This window comes from Domibacillus tundrae (genome assembly GCF_000970675.1).
In the GTDB taxonomy this organism is placed as follows: Bacteria; Bacillota; Bacilli; order Bacillales; family Domibacillaceae; genus Domibacillus; species Domibacillus tundrae.
In genome coordinates, this window is record NZ_LAJA01000029.1 from 1 (window position 1) to 20,933 (window position 20,933).

A 20,933-nucleotide genomic window follows, 5' to 3' on the forward strand; every position below is an offset into this window, starting at 1 on the left:
GGCTTCATTTGTTTTCATTTTATTGATTTGGATTTGATGTTGAATTTTTTTTACGTGCTTGAGACTGTGCATTTTGCTGTCTTACTTCCTGTGCGTTTGTTTCAGCTGCGAATTCTCCAGCATATTGCTGTGCTGGATTTGCCTGCATACCGCGGGCGTTGCGGCCTGCCATTGCAGAACCAGCAGTCATTCCTGCATTTTGTGTAGAGGCTGCGTTTTGCTGCCTTACCTCCTGTGCGTTTGTTTCAGCTGCGAATTCTGCCGCATATTGCTGTGCTGGATTTGCCTGCCTGCTGCGGGCATTGCGGCCTGCCATTGCAGAACCACCAGTCATTCCTGCATTTTGTGTAGATTGTGCATTTTGCTGTCTTACTTCCTGTACGTTTGTTTCAGAAGCAAACTCTGTCTTATATTGCTGTCCTTGAGCGGATGCAGCGTTTTGTCGTCTCACTTGGTTAACGTCTGTGCCAGCTGTTGTTTTATTGCGGTTGTTGTTCATTTTTTCACCCCTACGGTTATTTTGTCTTTGTGGTGTTGAACCCGCCACGCTGATTATATTGACCGAAAAAGGCTTATCTTATTCGTAAAAACTTAAACGAGCAGTGAACGGCCGCCATCGACAATAATCGTTTGTCCACGGATCATAAAAGCGCCAGGAGACGTTAAAAACAGCACCGCCTGAACAATATCCTCCATTTCAACAATTCGCCCAGCCGGAGTATTTTGTTTTGCATCTTCCAAAATTTCATCACGGTTGGAAAAATGTTTAAGGGCATTCGTATCGATCGCGCCTCCTGACACCGCGTTAACAACAATATTTTTTTCTGCAAATTCCACGGCCAAATAACGTGTCAATGCTTCAACAGCTGCTTTTGATACGCCAACAGCTGTATAATTTTTCAAATACCGGATCGATCCGAGTGAGCTGATGCTGACAATGGAACCACCTCCGCTTTTTTCCATCAATTTTGCCGCCTCTTTTGCGCAAAATAGTAATGCCTTGCTGTTAATATCCATTGTCCAATCCCAGTGCTTTTCTTCAAGCTCCATAACCGGACGCTGTACGCCCGATGCAGCATTATTAATAAAAATATCTAGCCGGCCAAATTCTTCGTCAATTGTTTCAAACATCTCTTTAATTTTTGCTATGTCCCCGACATTCGCTTTTACAACGAGTGCGCGGCGGCCGAGTGCTTCAATTTCTTTTGCGGTTTCTTCTGCTGCTGATTTGCTTCGCACATAATTGACAACAATATCATATCCTTCTTTCGCAAGTGTAATGGCAATTGCTTTCCCAACACCACGGCTTGAGCCTGTCACTAATGCGGTTTTCATTGTCCCATTCCTTTCACGTGCTTCCATATTTTTTGATGCGAAACGGAAAAGGCATATGTTTCCACATCTTGTTTTGAAACAAATTTCGTTCGTTCTTTTTCTTTTTTTATATCGACTGTTCCAATATACACATCAATTTCCCACGTTAAATGGGAAAAAACATGAGTGATTTCAATTGTTTTTTCTGGCTGGACGCGGGCATTCAATCCATATGCTGCTTCAACATACGCTTCCATCACGGTCCTTGGATTCGTACCGGCTGGCAGCTCCATATTAGGAAATTGCCATAAGTTCGCCAAAAGCCCGGATTCCGGCCGCTTTTCAATGAGCACAGTTCCATCCGGCGCCCGCAGCACCACTGCCCCCATCCGGATTTTTTTGTCTGATTTCTTTTTTGTTTTCACCGGCAGCTCCCGCTGTACTCCTTCTTCAAATGCCTGGCAATGATTTTGCACAGGGCATAAAAGACAAGCTGGCGATGTTGGTGTACAGACGGTTGCCCCCAGCTCCATTAACGCCTGATTAAAAGAAGACGGATCTTCTTCGTACATTAAGTGCCGAACGGCCTCCTCGAAAATTTTGCGCGTTGACGGCTTGGCAATATCGTCCCAAATTGTTAAAATGCGGGCTAGGACGCGCATTACATTGCCGTCGACAGCCGGTTCAGGCAGTCCGTAGGCGATGCTCAAAACCGCCCCGCCTGTATATGGACCGACTCCTTTTAATGATAAAAATTCATCTTTATTAGACGGCACAGTTCCGCCATAACTTTCCGTTACTTCCTTGACCGCTGACTGCAAGTTGCGGACTCGCGAGTAATAGCCAAGCCCTTCCCATGCTTTCATGACTGCTTCCTCATCGGCATGCGCTAATGATTCAACGGTCGGGAACTGTTCCATAAACCGATTGAAATACGGAATAACGGTGTCAACACGTGTTTGCTGCAGCATAATCTCCGACACCCAGATTTTATATGGGTCCCGTTCATGCCGCCACGGAAGATCCCGCTTTTCCGCTGCGTACCAGCTGACTAAATCCTGTTGGAATTTGTTGATGTTTATTTTCTGCAATGCACTGTTTTCCAGCAAATTAACTGTCCCTCCGCTTTCTGCATGTTACAATAGACTTGAATTCGGGAATACCATTAATAATTAGATTCTTTTAGCAAAGGAGGCTGCCCTTATTGGATACTGGAACTCACATTGTCATGGGCTTCGCACTTGGCGGTCTCGCGACACTTGATCCGGTTGTTGCAACAGATCCCGCAACGAAATATGCGGTCATGACAGCTGCCGTCATCGGTTCGCAGGCACCTGACATTGATACCATTTTAAAGCTCCGCAATAACGCGGTTTATATTCGAAATCATCGAGGCGCCACCCATTCGATTCCAGCTGTTTTGCTGTGGCCACTTCTTATTACTGGAGCGCTGTTTTTTATTTTCCCGGAAGCCAATATGTTCCACCTTTGGCTCTGGTCACAAACAGCCGTTTTTTTACACGTATTCGTCGATATTTTCAACTCATACGGCACACAGGCACTCCGTCCATTTTCATCAAGATGGGTAGCGCTCGGTGTCATTAACACATTCGACTCATTTATTTTCACCATGCACGTCATCGGATTATTGCTTTGGTGGCTTGTCGGCTTTGATCCGGCGTTCATATTCATCATCGTTTATGCGATTTTGTTTATTTACTACATCCTTCGCTTTCAAATGCAGGCAGCCATTCGCCATTCCGTCCGCCGGCTTATTCCGGATGCGGAAGAGATTATTATTGCGCCAACGATCCGGTTTAACCAGTGGCGCATTGCGGTAAAGTCCCCTGACCATTTTTACGTAGCAAGCGGCTACCGGCGGTCTGTGACCATTTTAGATAAATACAAGCGCGTACCTGTACCGGAGTCAATTTTATTTAAAGCAGCGAAAAAAGATAAAAACTTGGATGCATTTCTTCACTTTTCTCCTGTTTACCGGTGGGAAATGGCTGAATATAATGACTGCTATGAAGTAAAATTCATCGATCTTCGTTACCGCAGCAAAAACTATTATCCATTTGTTGCAGTCGTTCAGCTTGATTTTGACTACAACATAATCGGTTCGTATACCGGCTGGATTTTCAGCGAAGAAAAATTACGCAAAAAACTCACCTTTTTGCCTCGTGATTAATGAGTTATATCATTTGAGTCATCAAGCAAATGCTTATATTTCGGATTGCGGGCTGCAAATTCATGCAGCTTTGTTCCGTAGCTGTCGATCAGCTGTGTGACCATTTTTTCAGTTAGTTCTTTCCCTCGGTAATCATGGCCGGCTTTTGCATACGTCGTCTCAAAATCTTCCCATAAAAGCTCGACCCATGTTCTTGCGCGGGTCACTGACAAGCGGCTGTTTCTTTGGAGCAGCCGCTCTGTTAATTTCCGAAACGTTTCTTCCATTTTCCTTACACTCCTTTATTTAACAGCGAAATGGGTATGCCTTCTTCTTTTCCGTCTCCATTTAATCTGTATCCCCAGGCAAATACACCGTTTAAATAGTTTACTTTAAAATATTGCCTCGGGTCTGTTGTTAATTCATATAGTTTCCCCGGCTTAAAAACATCTGGATCAAGTAAATAGGCCTGAGCCATCGACACGCGCCGATCGTAAACAGCGAATTCATTTACGATACCAAGCTGCTCCGCTTTTCGCGCTTTTTCCCGCAACTGCGCAATTTCCTGCTTTAATTCCGCTTCGCTCATGTCACTGTACCGTTTTTCCTGTTCCATGTTCATCTCTTCCTCTCTTATTCTTCTTCTAACAGACGGTCAATCGCCCGATCAATATCCGATAAATCAAAACCTTTTCGGTAAAGAGACGCTTTCATTTTTTGGCGGTATTCCCGGTTCTCAAATGCACGATAGCGGCGGTGCGCTTTTTCTGCCTGATGCATAAGCGCCTCCATCTCCGCTTCCGCGTCCGGTTCAGCTTTGGTTGCCGCTTTTTTCATAACGACCGCAGAGTAGCCTTTCGTTAAAACGTGCTGCTCCGCTTTTTTTTGCTGCAGAAAAGCAGAATCCCGCTTGTATTTTTTCAGCTGCTTTTCGAATAAAGCTGCCGCTTTTTCAATTCGTTCTTCTTCTGTAAACTGTTCAATAAGCGAAGCGGCGATGTGGTCCTCGATGCCTTTTTCCTTCAGCTCACGCAAAATAACTGCCGGTCCTTTTTCCGTCGTCTGGATCTGCGTTTTAATATACGCGTCCGCAAACTGCTCATCATTTAAATACCCCATCGACGCGAGCCGTTTCATAATTTCATCCCATGAATCCGGCTCAATTTCTTTCTTTTTCAAATAGTCGCGTACTTCTTTTTCTGACCGCATGCGGACGGATAAGAAGTTGATGGCTGTATTGATGCCTCGCTGAACGCCATCTCGCACCTGAATATCGGTGATTTCTGCTTCGGTGATCGTTTGGCCTTTTTTTAAATTAAATTCGATGAGCACCGCTTCATCAGTACTAAACGCATATTCGCCGTCAATTTCTATATTATAGCGGTCCACCCGTTTTTGCTGAACCGTTATTTTTGTAATAACACCCATTACTCCCGCTCCTCAGCACATTCGAATAGTTTGTTTATGGTCTAAATAGGTAAAATAACATATACATATATAAAGAATCAGGGGGGCTTCATTATGAAAGCTGTGATCGCAGGCGGTACAGGCTTCGTCGGAAAAGAACTGACGAATGAATTAGTGCGCCATGGATACGATGTTTATATTTTAACGCGAAACACCGGAAATAAGAAAGAAGAAGAGCATCTTCATTACGTAAAGTGGCTCACATCTGGTGCAAAACCGGAAGCAGAACTCGCCGGCGTTGACATTTTTATTAATTTAGCCGGGGAATCTATCAACAGCGGACGGTGGACAGAAGAGCGAAAAAAACGAATATTGGACAGCCGCATCATTGCCACTCGTGAAATCATCCGGATCATGAATGTATTGGAACAAAAGCCAAAGGTTCTGGTGAATGCGAGCGCGATTGGCATCTATCCCATCTCTGAAACCGAAACCTTCACAGAATTCTCATACGCGGCGGGCAGCGGATTTTTAAGCCATGTCGTCAACATTTGGGAACAGGAAGCGATTGAAGCAGATAAGGTCGGTATTCGCACAGTACTTGCCCGGTTTGGCGTTATTTTAAGCTCGGAAGATGGGGCGCTTTCACGTATGGCGATGCCGTACAAATTCGGAGGCGGTGGCAAAATTGGCTCCGGCCGGCAATGGATGTCTTGGATTCATGTAAAAGACGTGGTAAGGGCAATCCGATTCGCAGCTGAAAACGATTCAATTGAAGGGCCACTTAACGTCACTGCACCTACCCCGGTCCGAATGAACGACCTCGGCAAAACACTCGCCAAAGTGCTCGGGCGCCCGCACTGGCTGTTTGTGCCGGAACCCGCATTAAAGCTTGCACTCGGGGAAATGAGCACGGTTGTGTTAGACGGCCAGAAAGCACTGCCGGATAAGCTTTTGAAAAAAGGGTTTCAGTTTGAATTTCCACTTGTGCGGGGAGCGATTGAGGACTTGTATTCATCCCGAAAATAAGTGTAAGGCGCAATTCATCCCGAATTGCGCCTTACAAAGCTCAAATTTTAAACCGGTTCAACAAGTCTTTTAATTCTTCAGCAAATTGAGCTGCTTTCTCTATAGATTCAGTAATATCCTGAATTGACAGCAGCTGTTCTTCAGAAGATGAGGCTACTTCACGAATATACGTAGACGATGCTGCCGACTTTCTTGAGTTGTCAGAAATAACACGCTCGACTTCTTTTACATTTAAAAGCAGGTTATCCATTTCCCGAAAAATATTCAATGCTTCATCGGACGATTCTGCCGTTGAACGATACACATTTTGCAATTTGCCATTTACCGTTTTTAATGTTTCCATTCCCGTTCCAAACTGACTTGTGCCCGTTTCTATGCCATTAACAGCATTCGAGGTTTCTGTTAAAATTTCGCCTACAAGTTCAGAAATTTGTTTGGCAGATAAAGACGACTGCTCCGCCAGCTTTCTAACCTCTTCCGCTACTACCGCGAAGCCCCTTCCATGTTCTCCAGCTCTTGCTGCTTCGATCGACGCATTAAGCGCAAGTAAATTCGTTTGTTCTGTAATCCCCGTGATCAAATCCACGATATTACCGATTTCCGATGAGCGACTGCCTAGTTTTTTCACTGTGTCAGCAGAATGGCGGATGGATGCCTGTATGGACGTCATTTGCTCGATCAAGGTCTGAATTTCTTGATTCACAGCTTCTACTTCCTGATAAGCGTACTTTGTTTTCTCTGATACTAATGAAGAATGATCTTTCATCTCATCAACCGTTTCAGTTATTTCGGTAATGGACGCCAGGTTTTTGTTATTACCTTTTTCCTGCTCTGTTGACAGTGCGGCTGCGTTTTGAACATTTTGTGTGACGTCATTGGACAGCTGTACGATTTCTTCTGCACTTTCGGATAAGTCGGACGTACTTTTTGACACTACTTCTCCTTTTTGAAGAATACCTTTAATTAACACCTGCAAGCTGTCCAGCAGCGCGTTGACATTGCCTGCAAGCTGCCCAATTTCATCCTTTCGCTTAATCCGAAGCCTTTGCGTTAAATCGCCTTCTTCATTCGCCAATTCCGCAATTTTATTATTGATATCTGTGATCGGTTTCAAAGACCGGTTATTCAGCAAATAGCTAATGATGGCACTTCCCACAATAAAAATAATTGTGATGATGATAAAGTAGTTCAGCAAAGAATTAGCATCGGCAAAAGCTTCACTGACTGGAACAGAAATCATAACACCCCAGTCGACTTCATCGGCTTTGCTATAAAAAATAAGGCTGTCTTCACCGTTAAAATTCGTTTCCACAACGCCTGTTTTGCCATTCATGCTTTCTTTTACAAGCTGATTTAAGTCTTCATTTTCATAATCGGCTGTTTTTTTATTCAATGTGTCTTCCTTGTTTTGTCCTGCAACGATCGTGCCATCATTCGTGAAAACCGTGACATAGCCGCTTTCGCCTAATGTCACCCTGGAAATAATGTTAATCAATGTTTCGATCGGGTATCCACCGGAAGCGACGCCGACAATTTCTCCATTATCGCCATACACTGGCGATGAAGCCAGCACAATCGGCGCTTCGTTTACCCCCGGCGATGCAGAAGGAACAGGATTATATGCGTTCGTTTCTCCCTTCCTGCCGCCAATAAAATGCTCATAGTCACTCACCGGGATTTGTGCATCACCTAAGTGCAAAAATCCTTCAGCATCCATGAAACCAAACGCATCTGGATTTTCCATGCGCTCAGCAAGTCTCGTTCCCAGAGCAGCAGCTTTCGTCGTATCATCTGCTTTCAGTGCATCAGCTTCTGCAATATACTCCATTGTTTCCTGCTTTCCTTCTGTCCAAATATTGATATTCGCTTTCACCGATTCCAGCTGATTATATGCCTGCTCCTGAAATTTCTCATACAAAAATTCCTTCGCTTTTACATAGCCGAACGCTGAAATGCTCATCATGGAAATGGCGATTAGCAGGCTGAGCATAAATGTATTTTTAACCACTAATTTCATTAAAAATTTCTCCCCTTTTTTTATTACTCATCCATAAATGGAAAATAGGAGGAGACTTTTGCATAAAATGACCATTACACAAAATAAATAAAAACACCCCAAATAAGAGATGTTTCGACCTTCTCCTCATTTTCAGCGGCCCGGCAGCCATAGAATCAAATTCCGTAGACCCATAGCTTTGCGTCCTTGCTTTTCAGCAAGTTTGCCATTTCTTGTTGAGCATTGCTTTTTTAATTACACTATCAATATATGAGAAAAAAGACCTACAGTCAATGGTAAATCTTCTCTCTTTCAACTTGAAAACTCTAATGATAAGCCGGCAAGCTAATGCCAAAATGCTTTTTCCGCATAATGACACCTGCTGAAAGAATACTTTTAGCAGCCTGGATTGTATGTTTAAAAAAAGCATCCACACAACTTTGTGCAGATGCTTATGCCCAACATTTAATTTTCGGTGATTTACGATTTGTCTTCGTTATACTTCTTCTTCAATATCCGTTTGTTTCATGCCGATTGTAAAGTCAGTCAAGACATGTAAATTGTTTGGGACTGTATTATTTTCTTTTCAGCGCTACCACACATTCCACTTGAGCCGTCTGTGGAAACATATCGACCGGCTGAATGCTGTCGATTTTGTATACGGATGCAAGGTCGGTTAAGTCCTTTGCAAGAGTCGATGGATTACAGGAAACGTACACAAATGTGGCGGGTTTGATCTGTTTAATCGTTTGAATCAGCTTCCGGTCAAGTCCGGTGCGCGGCGGATCGGTGACTAACACATCTGGCACCCAGCCTTTTTCTTTCCAGATTGGCAGCCATTTCTCGGCAGGCCCCACTTCATAGGTCGCGTTGACGCCATATTTCTCAGCATTGGCACGGGCGTCTTTAATGGATGCAGCAATCGTGTCCATTCCGCGCACTTCTGCCGCGTTTTTGCCGATCCAAAGCCCAATTGTGCCCGATCCACAGTAAGTGTCGGCCACTTTGTCTGTTGGCTTCACATTTGCGGCTTTTCTGACTTCATCATACAATTTTTTCGTCTGCACAGGGTTTAATTGAAAAAAGGCACGAGCCGATAATTCATATTCAAATTCGCCCAGTTTTTCTGAGATGGTGTCACTGCCGGCGATCGTTTTTGATACGTCACCCATGACTAAATGCGTATTGCCTGGATTTACGTTGTGGACGACTGACTTTACACGCGGCTTTTGCGCCATTAACTGTTCGGCAAACTGTGATGCTTTTGGGAATGTTTTATCCCCCGTGACGATCACAGCCTGCACGTCACCTGTTTCGAATCCATACCGGACCACAATCGTTTTGACGCCTTGCTTGTTTTTCGAACTAAATACCGGAATCGACAGCTTGTTCATGATTTTTTTTGACAGACGAATTGTTTCATCGATTACCCGATGCTGGACAATACACTCTTCAATATTCACCAGCTCGTTTGAGTTCGGGCTGTACAATCCAGCCGCCATTTTACCTTTTTGAATCCCTGTCTGGAATTGCGCTTTATTCCGGTATCGCCACGGATCGTCCATGCCAATCGTGTCATGAATCGGCAGCTTGTCGATATTAAAAGATGTATAACGTTCCAGCGCTTGAATAATCAAGCCCTTTTTTTCTGTCAGCTGCGCGCTGTAGTCAAGGTGCTGCAGCTGACACCCGCCGCACTGTTCATATATCGGACACGGCGGCGTTACACGGCTTGGAGATGGCTTTCGCAGCTTTTTGATCACGGCTTCTGTAAATTTCGGCATCACTTTTACCGCTTCTGCAGTAATTTCTTCACCAGGCAGAGCGCCCGGTACAAATACCGCTTTTCGTTTAAAATAGCCGACACCTTCCCCGTTGATCCCAATTCGTTTTATTGTAAGCGGGAACGTCTGCCCCGGCTTCATTTCAATTCCATTTTTCATTTAGGTCACCTCAAGCTTTACTGTATCATAGAACTTGACCAATCAAAAGAAGCCGGGCGTTACGCGCCGGCAAAGTGGTCAAGAGACTTAAAAGTGTAGCCTTTCTTTTTCAAATCACGGATCACATCCGGCAGTGCTTCAGCGTTATCTTTGGAGACACTGTGAAGCATAATAATGGCGCCTGGATGAATTTGTTTCATAATCTCATTGTATGCATATTGTTTCCCTTTTGGCTGATCCGCGTACCAGTCCACATAGGCGAGAGACCACATAACGTGAGTGTATCCGGCTTTTTCAGCAGTTTTTAAAACATTCTCCGAAAAAATACCGCGCGGCGGCCGGACGTACTTTGTTTTTTTCTGGTCGGTTACTTTGGCTACTTCTTTTTCTACAAGCTTCAATTCCTCAATTACTGTGCTGCCTGGTACTGTTGTTAAATCGTAATGGTGCCAGGAATGGTTGCCGATAATGTGCCCTTCTTTGACCATTCTTTTTAGCAAGTCAGGGGCGCTTTCCACGTAATGTCCTGTGACAAAAAAAGCCGCCGGTATTTTTTCTTTTTTTAATGTATCTAAAATCGTTTTCGTATGGCCGTTTTCATATCCATTGTCGAATGTTAAATACACGACTTTTTTCTTCGGACTTCCTTTGTAAAATGAATCGTACTCCTTTAGCATTTGATCCAGCTGGCCGCCCGCTTCCGCCTGTTGCCCGTCTGAACCCTTTTGAAATCCCCAATGAATGGCTTCTGATGATACCGCAATAACCGGCAGCATAAAAAGGAAAACAACAAACAAAATAAACTGTTTCATTTCAGCACCACCTTTTGTTCTTAAGATGTGCTGTATAATGCTGCTTCATCCGTGGAAACATATTTCAAAACAAAAAAACCGGCAAAAGGCCGGTTTAACGATTAAGCAAATACAGGTTCTTTAAATTTCGCCAATTTTTGGAGTGATGATTTGTCGACTTCTTCATGAAGGCTGTTTCCATGTGAATCCATTGTGACAACAGCGGTAAATCCTTCTACACGCAAATGCCACATCGCTTCCGGAATACCAAATTGCATTAAGTCTACACCTTCGACACCCTTGATGCAGTCTGCATAATATTGCGCCGCGCCGCCGATTGCATTTAAATAAACACCGCCGTGTTCACCAAGTGCCTGCAATGTTTTCGGTCCCATACCGCCTTTGCCAATTACAGCGCGAATGCCAAATCGTTTCATAATATCGCCTTGATACGGCTCCTCGCGAATAGACGTTGTGGGACCGGCTGCTTTAACGTGCCACTGGCCGGCTTCATCTTTCAGGATAACCGGGCCGCAGTGGTAAATAACTTGTCCATTTAAATCAACTGGTGCGCTGTCTGCTGTGCTTAAATGTTTATGAATTGCATCACGGCCGGTATACATCATGCCATTAATTTGGACAACGTCTCCAACTTTCAAGTCACGGATTTGTTCTTCGGTAATCGGCGCCTGCAGTGTGACAACCCGGCTTTCTGATTTCACTTCCTGTTCCTGCTGCTGAGTCGTATCAAATGATACTTCTTCCCCATCCTGGTAAAACCATTCGCCAATTCCACCTGTTTCTGTATTGATTGCGACACCTAAACGGCGGTATGCCCAGCAGTTGTACGCAACGGACACGAAGAAACTTGCAGGCAGGCGGTTCATCACGCCAACTTTGCAGCCAAGCAATGTTGTTTCGCCGCCGAAGCCCATTGTGCCGATTCCAAGCTCGTTCGCGTGCTCCATTACATACTCTTCCAGCTTGCGTAAATCTTCATTTTCATTTACATCGTCCACACCGCGGAACAACTGCGCTTTCGCTAAATCATATCCGGACGAGCGATCTCCGCCAATGCCGACACCTATAAACCCGGCAGAGCAGCCTTGTCCCTGCGCCTGATAAACAGAGTGCATAATGCATTTACGGATGCCGTCCAAGTCGCGGCCCGCTTTCCCAATTCCTTCAAGTTCGCATGGAAGACTATATTGAATATTTTTATTTTCACAGCCGCCGCCTTTTAAAATAAGACGCGCATCAATATAGTCTTCTTCCCACTGTTCAAACTTAATGACTGGTGTACCCGGACCAAGGTTGTTGCCGCTGTTTGAGCCATCAAGTGAATCAACGGAATTCGGACGAAGCTTTCCGTTCTTTGTTGCCTGCTCAATAGCCGCATAAATTGCTTTTTGAATATGTATTTGATTTGCCCCGACAGGTGTTTTAATTTTAAATGTGGGCATACCTGTGTCCTGGCAGATCGGTGAAATGTTATCGTCTGCCATTTTAATATTTGTCGTGATGGTATCGAGGCTCATTGCTGCCCGTGTACCGGCATTTTCGCGCTCTTTCGCTTTTTTCACTGCCCGGCGGACGTCTTTCGGAAGATTCGTCGATGTTTCGACAATCAACGTGTACATGCTTTGCTGAAGTGTTTCCAAATTCATTGTGCAGTTCCCCCTCAGAATTTTTTCTTATGTATAAAACTTAGGTCAACACGTTCATTATACGCCTGTCATATAATGTTTAAAAGAAAAAATCGCAAACGGTTTCAATTAACTGCTAACGAAAAAATAAAAAGCTTAAGCTGCACGTACACAGCTTAAGCTTTCCAAATTAACCGCGGCCGCGGAATTGTTCACATTTTAATTCAATGTCATCGATCATCTCGATTAAGCGGTCAATGTCTTCTACTTCTGCTTCTTCCGGATCAATCGAATCCAGTACTTCCATAAAAATATTCAGCCGCTCTTTTAAATACACGACCTGCTTTTCTTTATCTTGAATTGGTTTCAATTCAACTCTTCCCTTCTTCCATTATAACAAGTAAAATCCAATGCCCATGATGAAGTATGCGGCAAGAAGTGTCAACCCTTCAAACCAGTTCGTCTCTCCGTCATTGGAAATGCTGATGGCGAGAAACACAGCGGTAACCATAGAAACGAGCTCCGGTATTGTGAAGACAAGAGGCATCGGTGTCGGGTACAAAAGTGAAATAAGAACAAGTACCGGTGCGACAAACATCGCGACTTGAAGCGTAGAACCAATCGCAATTTCAACCGCAATGTCCATTTTGTTTTTCATCGCCATTAAAATAGCAGAAACATGTTCAGCGGCATTTCCGACAATAGCGACAATGATAACCCCGATAAAAAGTTCAGACCAGCCAAATTGCTCGCCAACTGCTTCAAATGTATGAACAAGGCTTTCTGCCACATACGCAACTGCTGCCGTGGCTGCAAGCAAAATGCCAATTGCCTTTTTCTTACCCCATTCAGGCACTTCTTCATGATGTGTTTCGTTTCCTTCTGATACATATACACCACGATGTGTCACAAGCTTGAAAAACAAGCCTGCAAGGTAAATCGCGATCATGACAATTGAAATGCCGATACTCAGGTTCAACGTTTTCGCTTCCGTCATTGACATTGAAAAAATTTCCGGAATGACAAACCCGACAACAACTGCGAAAATAAGCAGCGCTGAGTTATGGCGCGCATCGTGCACACTGAATGTCTGCCGCTTGAATTTCAATCCGCCCATAAAAAACGAAAGGCCTGCAACAAGTAAGAGGTTTCCTAGAACGGAACCGGTTAATGACGCAAGCACCACGCCGACAAGTCCCGCTTTTAAAGCAAAAATAGAAATAATAAGTTCAACTGCATTTCCGAATGTTGCGTTCAATAATCCCCCGATACGCGGCCCAACTACAATCGCCAGACTTTCTGTCGCTCTTCCCATGTAGCTCGACAGCGCAATGACCGTCGCGCTGCAAATCACAAACATGACCACGCTCGGCCAGTGCAAAAGTGAACCTGCAATCGTCAGCGGAACACCCGCAGCAATCATAATTGCAAACACTTTCCCCATAATCCCACTCTCCATTACGTCAAAATAAACAGCTTAGTACTTAGTCATCTTACCCGCTATTTACTTTACCTAACACTATAAACCAAATTATTTTAGCTCAAATGTTTCTTCTATTTCTATTGCTGGAATGACCGATTGCACCATGGAGCAATTTTTCCGCGTTAATTCAAGTGCTTTTCGAACTTTCTCTTCTTTTAATCCTGTCCCTTTTATCATAAAGTGAATAGAGATTTTCTCAATGCGGTCCGCTTCATCTGGATTGCGTAACACGTCCGTTTGTATCGTTATGTCGTCAATGTCGATCCGCTGCTTAGCAAAGATTTTACGCAGCACGCCGCCGCTGCATACTGCAACGGACGAGACGAGTAATTGATATGGACGGAAGCCATACGATTCATCCCCTGAAATATGCAATTCCCCAAATGGGAAATCTGCTGTAAATCCGCCTTCTTTCATTTTAAATTCCATCTATTTTCATCTCTCTTTCATCTTAATACTCACTATTGTATCGAATCCATTCAATCGAGCCAATAAAAGAAGCTTGCATCTTTTATTGATTATGATATTATAAGTTTACATTATAATTATTATAAAATAAAAATTAATTTATTCTAATTGAAATTCCTTATCATTAAAGGATTACTGATGATAATCATCATCAATAAGTTGATTTTAATTCTCAATTAGATTAGGAGGATATGCAGATGACAACCTACACTGAGAATGTAACAGTACGAGAAAGCATATTTCATAAATTGGCTCCTCACATTGAATTAATTGCGGCGCTATTCAGTGGTGTACTTATTTTAGCCGGCTGGTTTCTTGACCGAAATGGCGCAGAAACGATTTCTGTCCTTGTTTATTTGTCCGCATTTGTCATTGGCGGCTATGCAAAAGCAAAAGAAGGCATTGAAGCGACCATTCAAGAGAAAGAATTAAACGTTGAGATGCTGATGATTTTAGCGGCCGCAGGATCAGCGGCGATCGGCTACTGGACAGAGGGCGCTATCCTTATTTTTATTTTTGCCCTCAGCGGTGCGCTTGAAACATATACGATGAACAAAAGCCAGCGTGAAATCTCTGCGCTCATGGACATCCAGCCGGACACTGCTCTTCTCATCCGTGACGGCATTGAAGAAACAGTCCATGTATCCGAATTAACGCGTGGCGACGTTATCATCGTTAAGCCGGGCGAACGGGTTCCCGCGGACGGCACCATTTCAAAAGGACACACAACGATCGATGAAGCCGCTATTACAGGAGAATCCATTCCCGTTTCAAAAAAAACCGGTGCTGATGTCTTTGCCGGTACAGTGAATATGACCGGCTCTGTTTACATTGATGTTACAAAGAAATCAGATGAAACTCTTTTCCAAAAGATTATTGATCTCGTTCAGTCGGCACAAAGTGAAAAATCTCCTTCGCAGCAATTTATTGAACGGTTTGAAGGAACATATGTAAAAGTCGTCCTTGCGGTTGTCGCATTAATGATGTTTTTGCCTTATTTTCTTCTCAGCTGGAGCTGGACAGAAACGTTTTACCGGGCGATGGTGCTGCTCGTTGTGGCTTCCCCATGTGCGCTTGTCGCATCTGTCATGCCGGCGACGTTATCCGCGATCTCAAACGGGGCCCGGAACGGCATTTTGTTTAAAGGTGGTGCTCACCTTGAGAATTTGAGCCATGTGAAAGCGATCGCGTTTGACAAAACAGGGACATTGACACTCGGGAAGCCAGAAGTCACTGATGTCGTCATTCGTGATGGGTTAAACCGCGCGGAGCTGCTTCAGGCAGTAGCATCGATTGAAAGCCGGTCGAATCACCCGCTGGCGCATGCAGTTGTTCGGTACATTCAACAAGAACAACTTTCTTTTGCGCCGCCGGACCACCTTGAAGATGTCGCCGGTTGGGGTGTTCAAGGAGTTATTGGCGAAAAAGAATGGAAAATTGGCAAGGCTGCGTTTGTTGGCGAAGAAGGAGCAGCCACGTTTGCGAACGGTATCTCTTTACAATTTGCCGAAGAAGGCAAAACAACAATTTATGCAGCGGACAGTGAAGGCATTGCTGCCGTCATTGCTTTAAAGGACATTATTCGTGAAGAAACAAAACAAGCGCTGAAGATTTTGCAGGAAGAGGGCATTTTTACAATTATGCTGACGGGTGACAGCCAAAAAACAGCGGATGCGATCGCTTCTGAAACGGCACTCAATTCCTATATTGCCGAATGCCTGCCAGAGCAAAAAGTCGACCATGTAAAGGACTTGCTCGAAAAGTATGGGACAGTTGCAATGGTGGGTGACGGTATTAACGATGCTCCAGCCCTCGCTACCGCTTCAGTCGGGATCGCGATGGGCGAAAGCTCAGATGTCGCGCTTGAAACAGCAGATATTGTTTTAATGAAAAACGACTTGCCGAAAATTGCCGAAGCGATCAAGCTATCTCGTAAAATGCAGCGGATTGTAAAGCAAAATATCATTTTTTCTATTTCGGTTATCGCTCTCTTGATCATCTCAAACTTTTTCCAGGCGCTTGATTTGCCGTTCGGCGTACTCGGACACGAAGGAAGTACGATTCTTGTTATTTTAAATGGTCTGCGTCTTTTGAAAAGCGCATAGGAAAACCCGCTTGAGAATAAAATTTCTCAAGCGGGTTTTTTTCAGTTTACTCCGCGCTTTTGATCATTACGGAGCGCGTTGACTTCACCACCGACTAGAAGGATCATTGCGGATAAGTAAAGCCAAATCATGAGGATGATGACGCCCCCAATGCTTCCATATGTGGCAGAATAATTACCAAAGTTATTGACATAAAATGAAAAACCGAGTGATACAATAATCCATCCAATCGTCGCAAAAATTGCTCCCGGCAAAACCGTCACGTATTTCACTTTTAAGTTTGGCGCTAAATAATACAAGCCTACAAACACCAGAAACAAAACAACTGGCGGCAGCAAAAAGCGAATCCATGTCCAGATGATTAAAAACTGGTCGCCCATACCAAGGAATTCAAACGCAAACTCGCCAATTTGCTCACCGAATACTTGAAGAATAAGCATGACAGCAATAATAAAGATAAATGCGAAGGTCAACAAAACCGATAATCCGCGCGCTACGTAAAAAGCTCTGGTTTCTTTTACGTCGTATGCGTAGTTTAAGCCTTTAATCACTGCATTCATCGCATTGGACGCTGACCAGATTGTCCCAAGAACACCGACTGATAATAAGCCGCCATTTTGATTAGACGTGACTTCCAGCAGCGTATCCTGTACGAGGCTTAACGAATCGGAAGGTGCAAAGTCTTTAATAATATTAAACACTTCATTCGGATCGATCGGCAGGTATCCAAGCAATGTTACCATAAAAATCATCAGTGGGAATAAAGCAAGCAGAAAGAAGTAAGCCATTTGTGCCGCTATACCCGGTACATCTGATGCTTTTACTCTTCGCATCAAGTGTTTAAAAAAGATACGAAATTCTGTTTTTTCATCTGTATGTTTTGCCAAAAATGCTCTCCTCCGTTATGACGACGGATATTGTGCGCTTGGTGACGAAGCTGCTGGATTTTGTTCATCCGGCACAAAAGTTGATTTCGTCTCTTGAACAAGGTCTTTTACTTCCGGCGTCAACTCTTTTAAGTCATCTACTTTTCCTTTAATGAACGAAACATCTTCATTAATTTTTTGCGCTGTTTCAGTTGCCCGGTCGATCAGTTCACGTGATGACTCTGTTAACTGCTCTGGATCTTTCGCAAGCGCCATTATATAACTTGCCCATGAAGACATTGCCTGGCGCGTTCCACGGTCTAGAAGCGCGATTGTACCTCCGATAGCAGCACCTGCTGCCACACTTACGAAAAATTTGCTTTTACCCATTGAATAGTCATCCTTTCTTTATCTCAATACTGTCTAGTATTCGGCTTGCCATGCCGATTTTCCTTGTCAGATGTTGAAGCTTTTCCCTTATTAAAAAAAATTGAAACACATATTCATAAAAATAAACTTTATTTGAGTAATATGCAGGTTTTTCAGAATTGTCTTTTATAGTGAAAAATTAAAGGGGGAGGGAGATTTATGGACCAAGACAAGCTTTTAGAAATGCTTGGCAGGATCAGTTCGTTTATTTGGGGGCCGCCGCTTTTAGTTCTTATTGTCGGTACTGGTATTTATTTTACGATGCGGATAGGCTTTCTACAAATACGTCTTCTGCCTTATTCACTTAAACTTGCATTCAGCAAAAATCAAGACACTCATTCCGAAGGGGACATCTCCCACTTTCAAGCGCTCATGACGGCGCTCGCCGCGACCATCGGGACCGGAAACATTGTTGGTGTGGCAGCAGCTGTATTGATCGGCGGTCCGGGCGCACTCTTTTGGATGTGGATCAGCGCTTTTTTTGGAATGGCCACAAAGTACGCGGAAGCGGTTTTGGCTGTAAAGTACCGTGTGCAAGATGAGAATGGCGAGATGTCCGGCGGTCCGATGTATTACTTGGAACATGGACTGAATCAAAAATGGCTTGGTGTCTTATTTGCTTTATTTGGTGCAATTGCGGCATTGGGCATCGGTAACCTTGTCCAAGCAAATTCGGTTGCAGAAGTTGTTAACTCAACGTTTAATGTACCCGCCTGGGTAACAGGGCTTGTTTTAACGATTTTTACGGGACTTGTATTGCTTGGCGGCATTAAAAGCATTGGCCGCGTCACCGCCTTTTTCGTCCCGGTAATGGCTGCTTTTTACGTGATTGCCGGCTTAATTGTTTTAGCAATGAACCTGGCTGATATTCCGGCCGCACTGGCATTAGTATTCACCGACGCTTTCACAGGAGAAGCTGTCGCCGGCGGTGCACTTGGAACTGTTATACGCTATGGGGTTGCACGCGGCGTGTTCTCAAACGAAGCCGGCCTCGGTTCTGCATCCATTGCAGCAGCGGCAGCAAAAACGGATATGCCTGCCCGCCAGGCGCTCGTTTCAATGACGCAAGTATTTATCGATACGATCGTCATTTGTTCAATTACCGGATTGGTCATTGTTTTAGCCGGAAAATACGATTCCGGCCTTAAAGGAAGCGAATTGACTACGGCATCCTTTAGCGCGTTTCTTGGTTCAGCCGGCTCTTATATCGTGGCGATCGGTTTGTTGTTTTTCGCTTCTTCAACAATTATCGGCTGGTCGTACTACGGTGAAAAATGCTTCTCGTATTTATTCAGCAAAAAAGTTGTGAACTATTACCGCATCGTTTTCGTACTCTCCGTGTTCGTCGGTGCGGTGACTAGTCTTGAACTCGTTTGGACATTTGCTGATATTATGAACGGTTTGATGGCGCTTCCGAACTTGGTCGGCTTACTCGGTTTGTCCGGTGTTGTCGTTGCGGAAACACGCATTATTTTAAAGAAAATTAAAGAAGAAAAGCACACCGCTTAATCGCTTATTATACTTTATTGACAAGCGCTGCAAAACATGGAATGATTATAAAAAATGAAAAAGGTGACAAAGTCGTGGATTTAAGCGTAAAATCAGCCCAAAATATTCAGTATATGGTCAACCAAATTACAACAAAACTCCGGATGGTGAATACAGGCGCCATCAGCCCGGAACATTTCAGCACCTCTTCGTATGAAGATTTAAAAGACATTTACGATTTGGTCATCCGCAAGCAGTCGTTCAGCCCAAATGAAATGCAGGCGATTGCTGAGGAGCTTGGAAATTTGCGCAAATAAAAAAGATACCCGCTGGCTGTTGCCGCGGGTATCTTTTTTATCCGTTCATTGACTCTTCGTCTGTTTCTTCACTGATCAGGTCCATTTTGCGGCTGCCCCCTGCCTGAAATTTTTCAATATGATCACCTAATTCACTAGAATGCTGATCGAGCTGCGCAGCAATATGTGAAATGGCGTCCACTGACCGGTTTGTTTCCTGCACACTTGCGGCCGCTTCTTCAATTCCTGCCGCTGATTCTTGAGAAACCGCAGCAATATTTGAAATTGATTGATTCACTTTTACTGTATGATCCATTACGACATACAGCGAGTCTGAAATAGATGTAATATTCGTGCTTACCTGGCTGATCCGTTCTTTCATTTCACTAAACTTTTCACCAGTGCCGGTAATTTGGCTGCTTCCTTGCGCAACAAGGTCATAGCCGCTTTCGAGCGTCACAACCGCTTCAGCAGATTCCTGCTGAACACTCGCAATAATATCATTAATTCCTGTGATTGATCGAGCCACTTGCTCAGCCAGTTTCCGTACTTCATCCGCGACAATCGCAAAGCCGCGTCCGTGTTCGCCAGCCCGGGCTGCTTCAATGGCTGCGTTCAAAGCAAGCAAGTTTGTCTGCTCTGCTACTTGGCGGATAATACTGACGAGTTCCGTAATATCTTTCATCCGGTCATCGAGCCCTTTTACTTTTTGGAGCGCGTTCGTCATGTTTTGATAAATCGTATTCATTTGATCAACCGACTGTTTCATTTCTCTTTCTCCTTCATCGGTTAAAGAGACCATATCCGCTGCACCTTGTTTTACCTCTTCCCCGCTCATCGCCGCAATTGAAATATCCTCAACAAACTTTCCGAACATTTCAGTCAATGTGGAAGCCGATCGTGCCTGTTCTTCTGCACCTGCAGACATTTGCTGCATCATCGCCGCGACCTGGCCCGTTTCCTGCTGAACCCGATCTGACTGCTGATGAAGCGATGCACTTTCTTCTTCAACTTTTTTCGAAACGCCATTTATATCATAAAAAATTGAGCCAAGCTGGCTGTTCATTTCATTCATTGCCACAACGAGCTGTCCAACTTCATCATTTGATTTTGTGTGGAGAGGCTCTTGCTGAACACGCCCAGCAGCCATGTCTTTCATCCGGGCAGCCACTGCTTTCAGTGGACGAGTAATGGCACGGGCGCTTCCCCATGCCAATACGATACCACCCATCAACGACACAATCGCCAAAATAAGACTGATTGCCATGGACTGTTGACCAAACGCGATAACGTTTTCACTTTGTGCTGCTATTTGCTGTGCATTTTCAGTTGAAATGTTTTCATCATTCAACAATTTTGGCAATGTCTCTGAAAGTAGATTTTCGGTATTATTATTTAAGATCGAGATTGAAATGAAATTCACTGCCGAAATGATAACCGCTAATGCAATTAAAATACCAAAGCTTAATAAAAGTTTTCCCCGCACACTCTTCATCGTTGAC

The 20,933-nt window shown here is 44.2% G+C and carries 21 protein-coding genes and 1 riboswitch; of the genes, 5 read left to right on the top strand and 16 right to left on the bottom strand.

Going from position 1 to position 20,933, the window contains the following annotated elements:
- Positions 1–19 precede the first annotated feature (19 nt).
- From VQ00_RS18265 to mutY, 3 genes are all read right to left on the bottom strand, one after another.
- Entirely contained in the window at positions 20–499 is a 480-nt protein-coding gene (locus tag VQ00_RS18265) for a gamma-type small acid-soluble spore protein (protein ID WP_046181081.1), read from the bottom strand.
- Positions 500–591: 92 nt separating this feature from the next.
- Entirely contained in the window at positions 592–1,335 is a 744-nt protein-coding gene (gene fabL, locus VQ00_RS15740) for an enoyl-[acyl-carrier-protein] reductase FabL (RefSeq protein ID WP_156154094.1), read from the bottom strand.
- Positions 1,332–2,423: an A/G-specific adenine glycosylase gene (mutY, locus tag VQ00_RS15745; protein WP_156154095.1), complete on the bottom strand. Its 1,092-nt coding sequence runs from the start codon at positions 2,421–2,423 to the stop codon at positions 1,332–1,334. The genes fabL and mutY overlap by 4 nt, the downstream gene beginning before the upstream one ends.
- Positions 2,424–2,518: 95 nt before the next feature.
- On the opposite strand from mutY, the gene VQ00_RS15750 reads away from it, so the two are divergent.
- A complete protein-coding gene (locus VQ00_RS15750) occupies positions 2,519–3,505 on the top strand; it encodes a metal-dependent hydrolase (protein WP_046181083.1) in 987 nt (328 codons plus the stop codon).
- Here VQ00_RS15750 and VQ00_RS15755 read toward each other — a convergent pair.
- From VQ00_RS15755 to recX, 3 genes are read right to left on the bottom strand one after another with little or no spacing between them, the layout of a single operon-like run.
- Positions 3,502–3,771, bottom strand: coding sequence for a YfhJ family protein (locus tag VQ00_RS15755; RefSeq protein ID WP_046181084.1), 270 nt, complete (start codon positions 3,769–3,771; stop codon positions 3,502–3,504). The genes VQ00_RS15750 and VQ00_RS15755 overlap by 4 nt on opposite strands.
- A gap of 5 nt (positions 3,772–3,776) precedes the next feature.
- A complete protein-coding gene (locus tag VQ00_RS15760) occupies positions 3,777–4,100 on the bottom strand; it encodes a YfhH family protein (RefSeq protein WP_046181116.1) in 324 nt (107 codons plus the stop codon).
- 17 nt (positions 4,101–4,117) lie between these two features.
- Positions 4,118–4,912 carry a recombination regulator RecX gene (recX, locus tag VQ00_RS15765; protein ID WP_046181085.1) on the bottom strand — a complete coding sequence of 265 codons (795 nt, stop codon included), beginning with the start codon at positions 4,910–4,912 and terminating at the stop codon, positions 4,118–4,120.
- A gap of 93 nt (positions 4,913–5,005) precedes the next feature.
- Here recX and VQ00_RS15770 point away from each other — a divergent pair, with 93 nt between their 5' ends.
- Positions 5,006–5,920 carry a TIGR01777 family oxidoreductase gene (locus VQ00_RS15770; protein ID WP_046181086.1) on the top strand — a complete coding sequence of 305 codons (915 nt, stop codon included), beginning with the start codon at positions 5,006–5,008 and terminating at the stop codon, positions 5,918–5,920.
- Between the two features lie 40 nt (positions 5,921–5,960).
- On the opposite strand, the gene VQ00_RS15775 is transcribed toward VQ00_RS15770, so the two are convergent.
- The 7 genes from VQ00_RS15775 to VQ00_RS15805 all read right to left on the bottom strand — a co-directional run bounded on the left by VQ00_RS15775 (position 5,961) and on the right by VQ00_RS15805 (position 14,208).
- Entirely contained in the window at positions 5,961–7,937 is a 1,977-nt protein-coding gene (locus tag VQ00_RS15775; protein WP_046181087.1) for a methyl-accepting chemotaxis protein, read from the bottom strand.
- 131 nt (positions 7,938–8,068) lie between these two features.
- Positions 8,069–8,154: riboswitch (cyclic di-GMP riboswitch) on the bottom strand.
- Positions 8,155–8,491: 337 nt separating this feature from the next.
- Complete coding sequence (gene rlmD / locus VQ00_RS15780) at positions 8,492–9,859, bottom strand: 23S rRNA (uracil(1939)-C(5))-methyltransferase RlmD (protein ID WP_046181088.1); 1,368 nt, start codon at positions 9,857–9,859, stop codon at positions 8,492–8,494.
- 59 nt (positions 9,860–9,918) lie between these two features.
- The gene (gene pdaA, locus VQ00_RS15785) at positions 9,919–10,671 is read right to left on the bottom strand and encodes a delta-lactam-biosynthetic de-N-acetylase (protein WP_046181089.1); all 753 of its coding nucleotides are present in this window, start codon (positions 10,669–10,671) and stop codon (positions 9,919–9,921) included.
- Between the two features lie 101 nt (positions 10,672–10,772).
- Positions 10,773–12,317 (bottom strand): fumarate hydratase, encoded by a 1,545-nt coding sequence (locus VQ00_RS15790; protein ID WP_046181090.1) that lies wholly within the window; start codon positions 12,315–12,317, stop codon positions 10,773–10,775.
- A gap of 169 nt (positions 12,318–12,486) precedes the next feature.
- Positions 12,487–12,666 (bottom strand): SE1561 family protein, encoded by a 180-nt coding sequence (locus tag VQ00_RS15795; protein ID WP_046181091.1) that lies wholly within the window; start codon positions 12,664–12,666, stop codon positions 12,487–12,489.
- Positions 12,667–12,687: 21 nt separating this feature from the next.
- On the bottom strand, positions 12,688–13,740 hold the full coding sequence (gene cax / locus VQ00_RS15800; protein WP_046181092.1) for a calcium/proton exchanger: 1,053 nt from the start codon (positions 13,738–13,740) through the stop codon (positions 12,688–12,690).
- 87 nt (positions 13,741–13,827) lie between these two features.
- The gene (locus VQ00_RS15805) at positions 13,828–14,208 is read right to left on the bottom strand and encodes an OsmC family protein (RefSeq protein ID WP_046181093.1); all 381 of its coding nucleotides are present in this window, start codon (positions 14,206–14,208) and stop codon (positions 13,828–13,830) included.
- A 236-nt stretch (positions 14,209–14,444) separates the two neighbouring features.
- Between VQ00_RS15805 and VQ00_RS15810 the strand changes: the two genes are divergently transcribed.
- Entirely contained in the window at positions 14,445–16,352 is a 1,908-nt protein-coding gene (locus VQ00_RS15810; protein ID WP_046181094.1) for a heavy metal translocating P-type ATPase, read from the top strand.
- A gap of 41 nt (positions 16,353–16,393) precedes the next feature.
- Here the strand turns inward: VQ00_RS15810 and VQ00_RS15815 are convergent, their stop codons facing one another.
- The gene (locus VQ00_RS15815) at positions 16,394–17,239 is read right to left on the bottom strand and encodes a YihY/virulence factor BrkB family protein (RefSeq protein WP_082091610.1); all 846 of its coding nucleotides are present in this window, start codon (positions 17,237–17,239) and stop codon (positions 16,394–16,396) included.
- A gap of 15 nt (positions 17,240–17,254) precedes the next feature.
- Positions 17,255–17,608 carry a YtxH domain-containing protein gene (locus VQ00_RS15820; RefSeq protein ID WP_046181095.1) on the bottom strand — a complete coding sequence of 118 codons (354 nt, stop codon included), beginning with the start codon at positions 17,606–17,608 and terminating at the stop codon, positions 17,255–17,257.
- Positions 17,609–17,806: 198 nt separating this feature from the next.
- Here VQ00_RS15820 and VQ00_RS15825 point away from each other — a divergent pair, with 198 nt between their 5' ends.
- Positions 17,807–19,156 carry an alanine/glycine:cation symporter family protein gene (locus VQ00_RS15825; protein ID WP_046181096.1) on the top strand — a complete coding sequence of 450 codons (1,350 nt, stop codon included), beginning with the start codon at positions 17,807–17,809 and terminating at the stop codon, positions 19,154–19,156.
- Positions 19,157–19,230: 74 nt separating this feature from the next.
- Entirely contained in the window at positions 19,231–19,452 is a 222-nt protein-coding gene (locus VQ00_RS15830; protein ID WP_046181118.1) for a DUF1128 domain-containing protein, read from the top strand.
- 37 nt (positions 19,453–19,489) lie between these two features.
- Here VQ00_RS15830 and VQ00_RS15835 read toward each other — a convergent pair whose 3' ends face one another.
- Positions 19,490–20,926: a methyl-accepting chemotaxis protein gene (locus tag VQ00_RS15835; protein ID WP_052728607.1), complete on the bottom strand. Its 1,437-nt coding sequence runs from the start codon at positions 20,924–20,926 to the stop codon at positions 19,490–19,492.
- Positions 20,927–20,933: the final 7 nt, after the last annotated feature.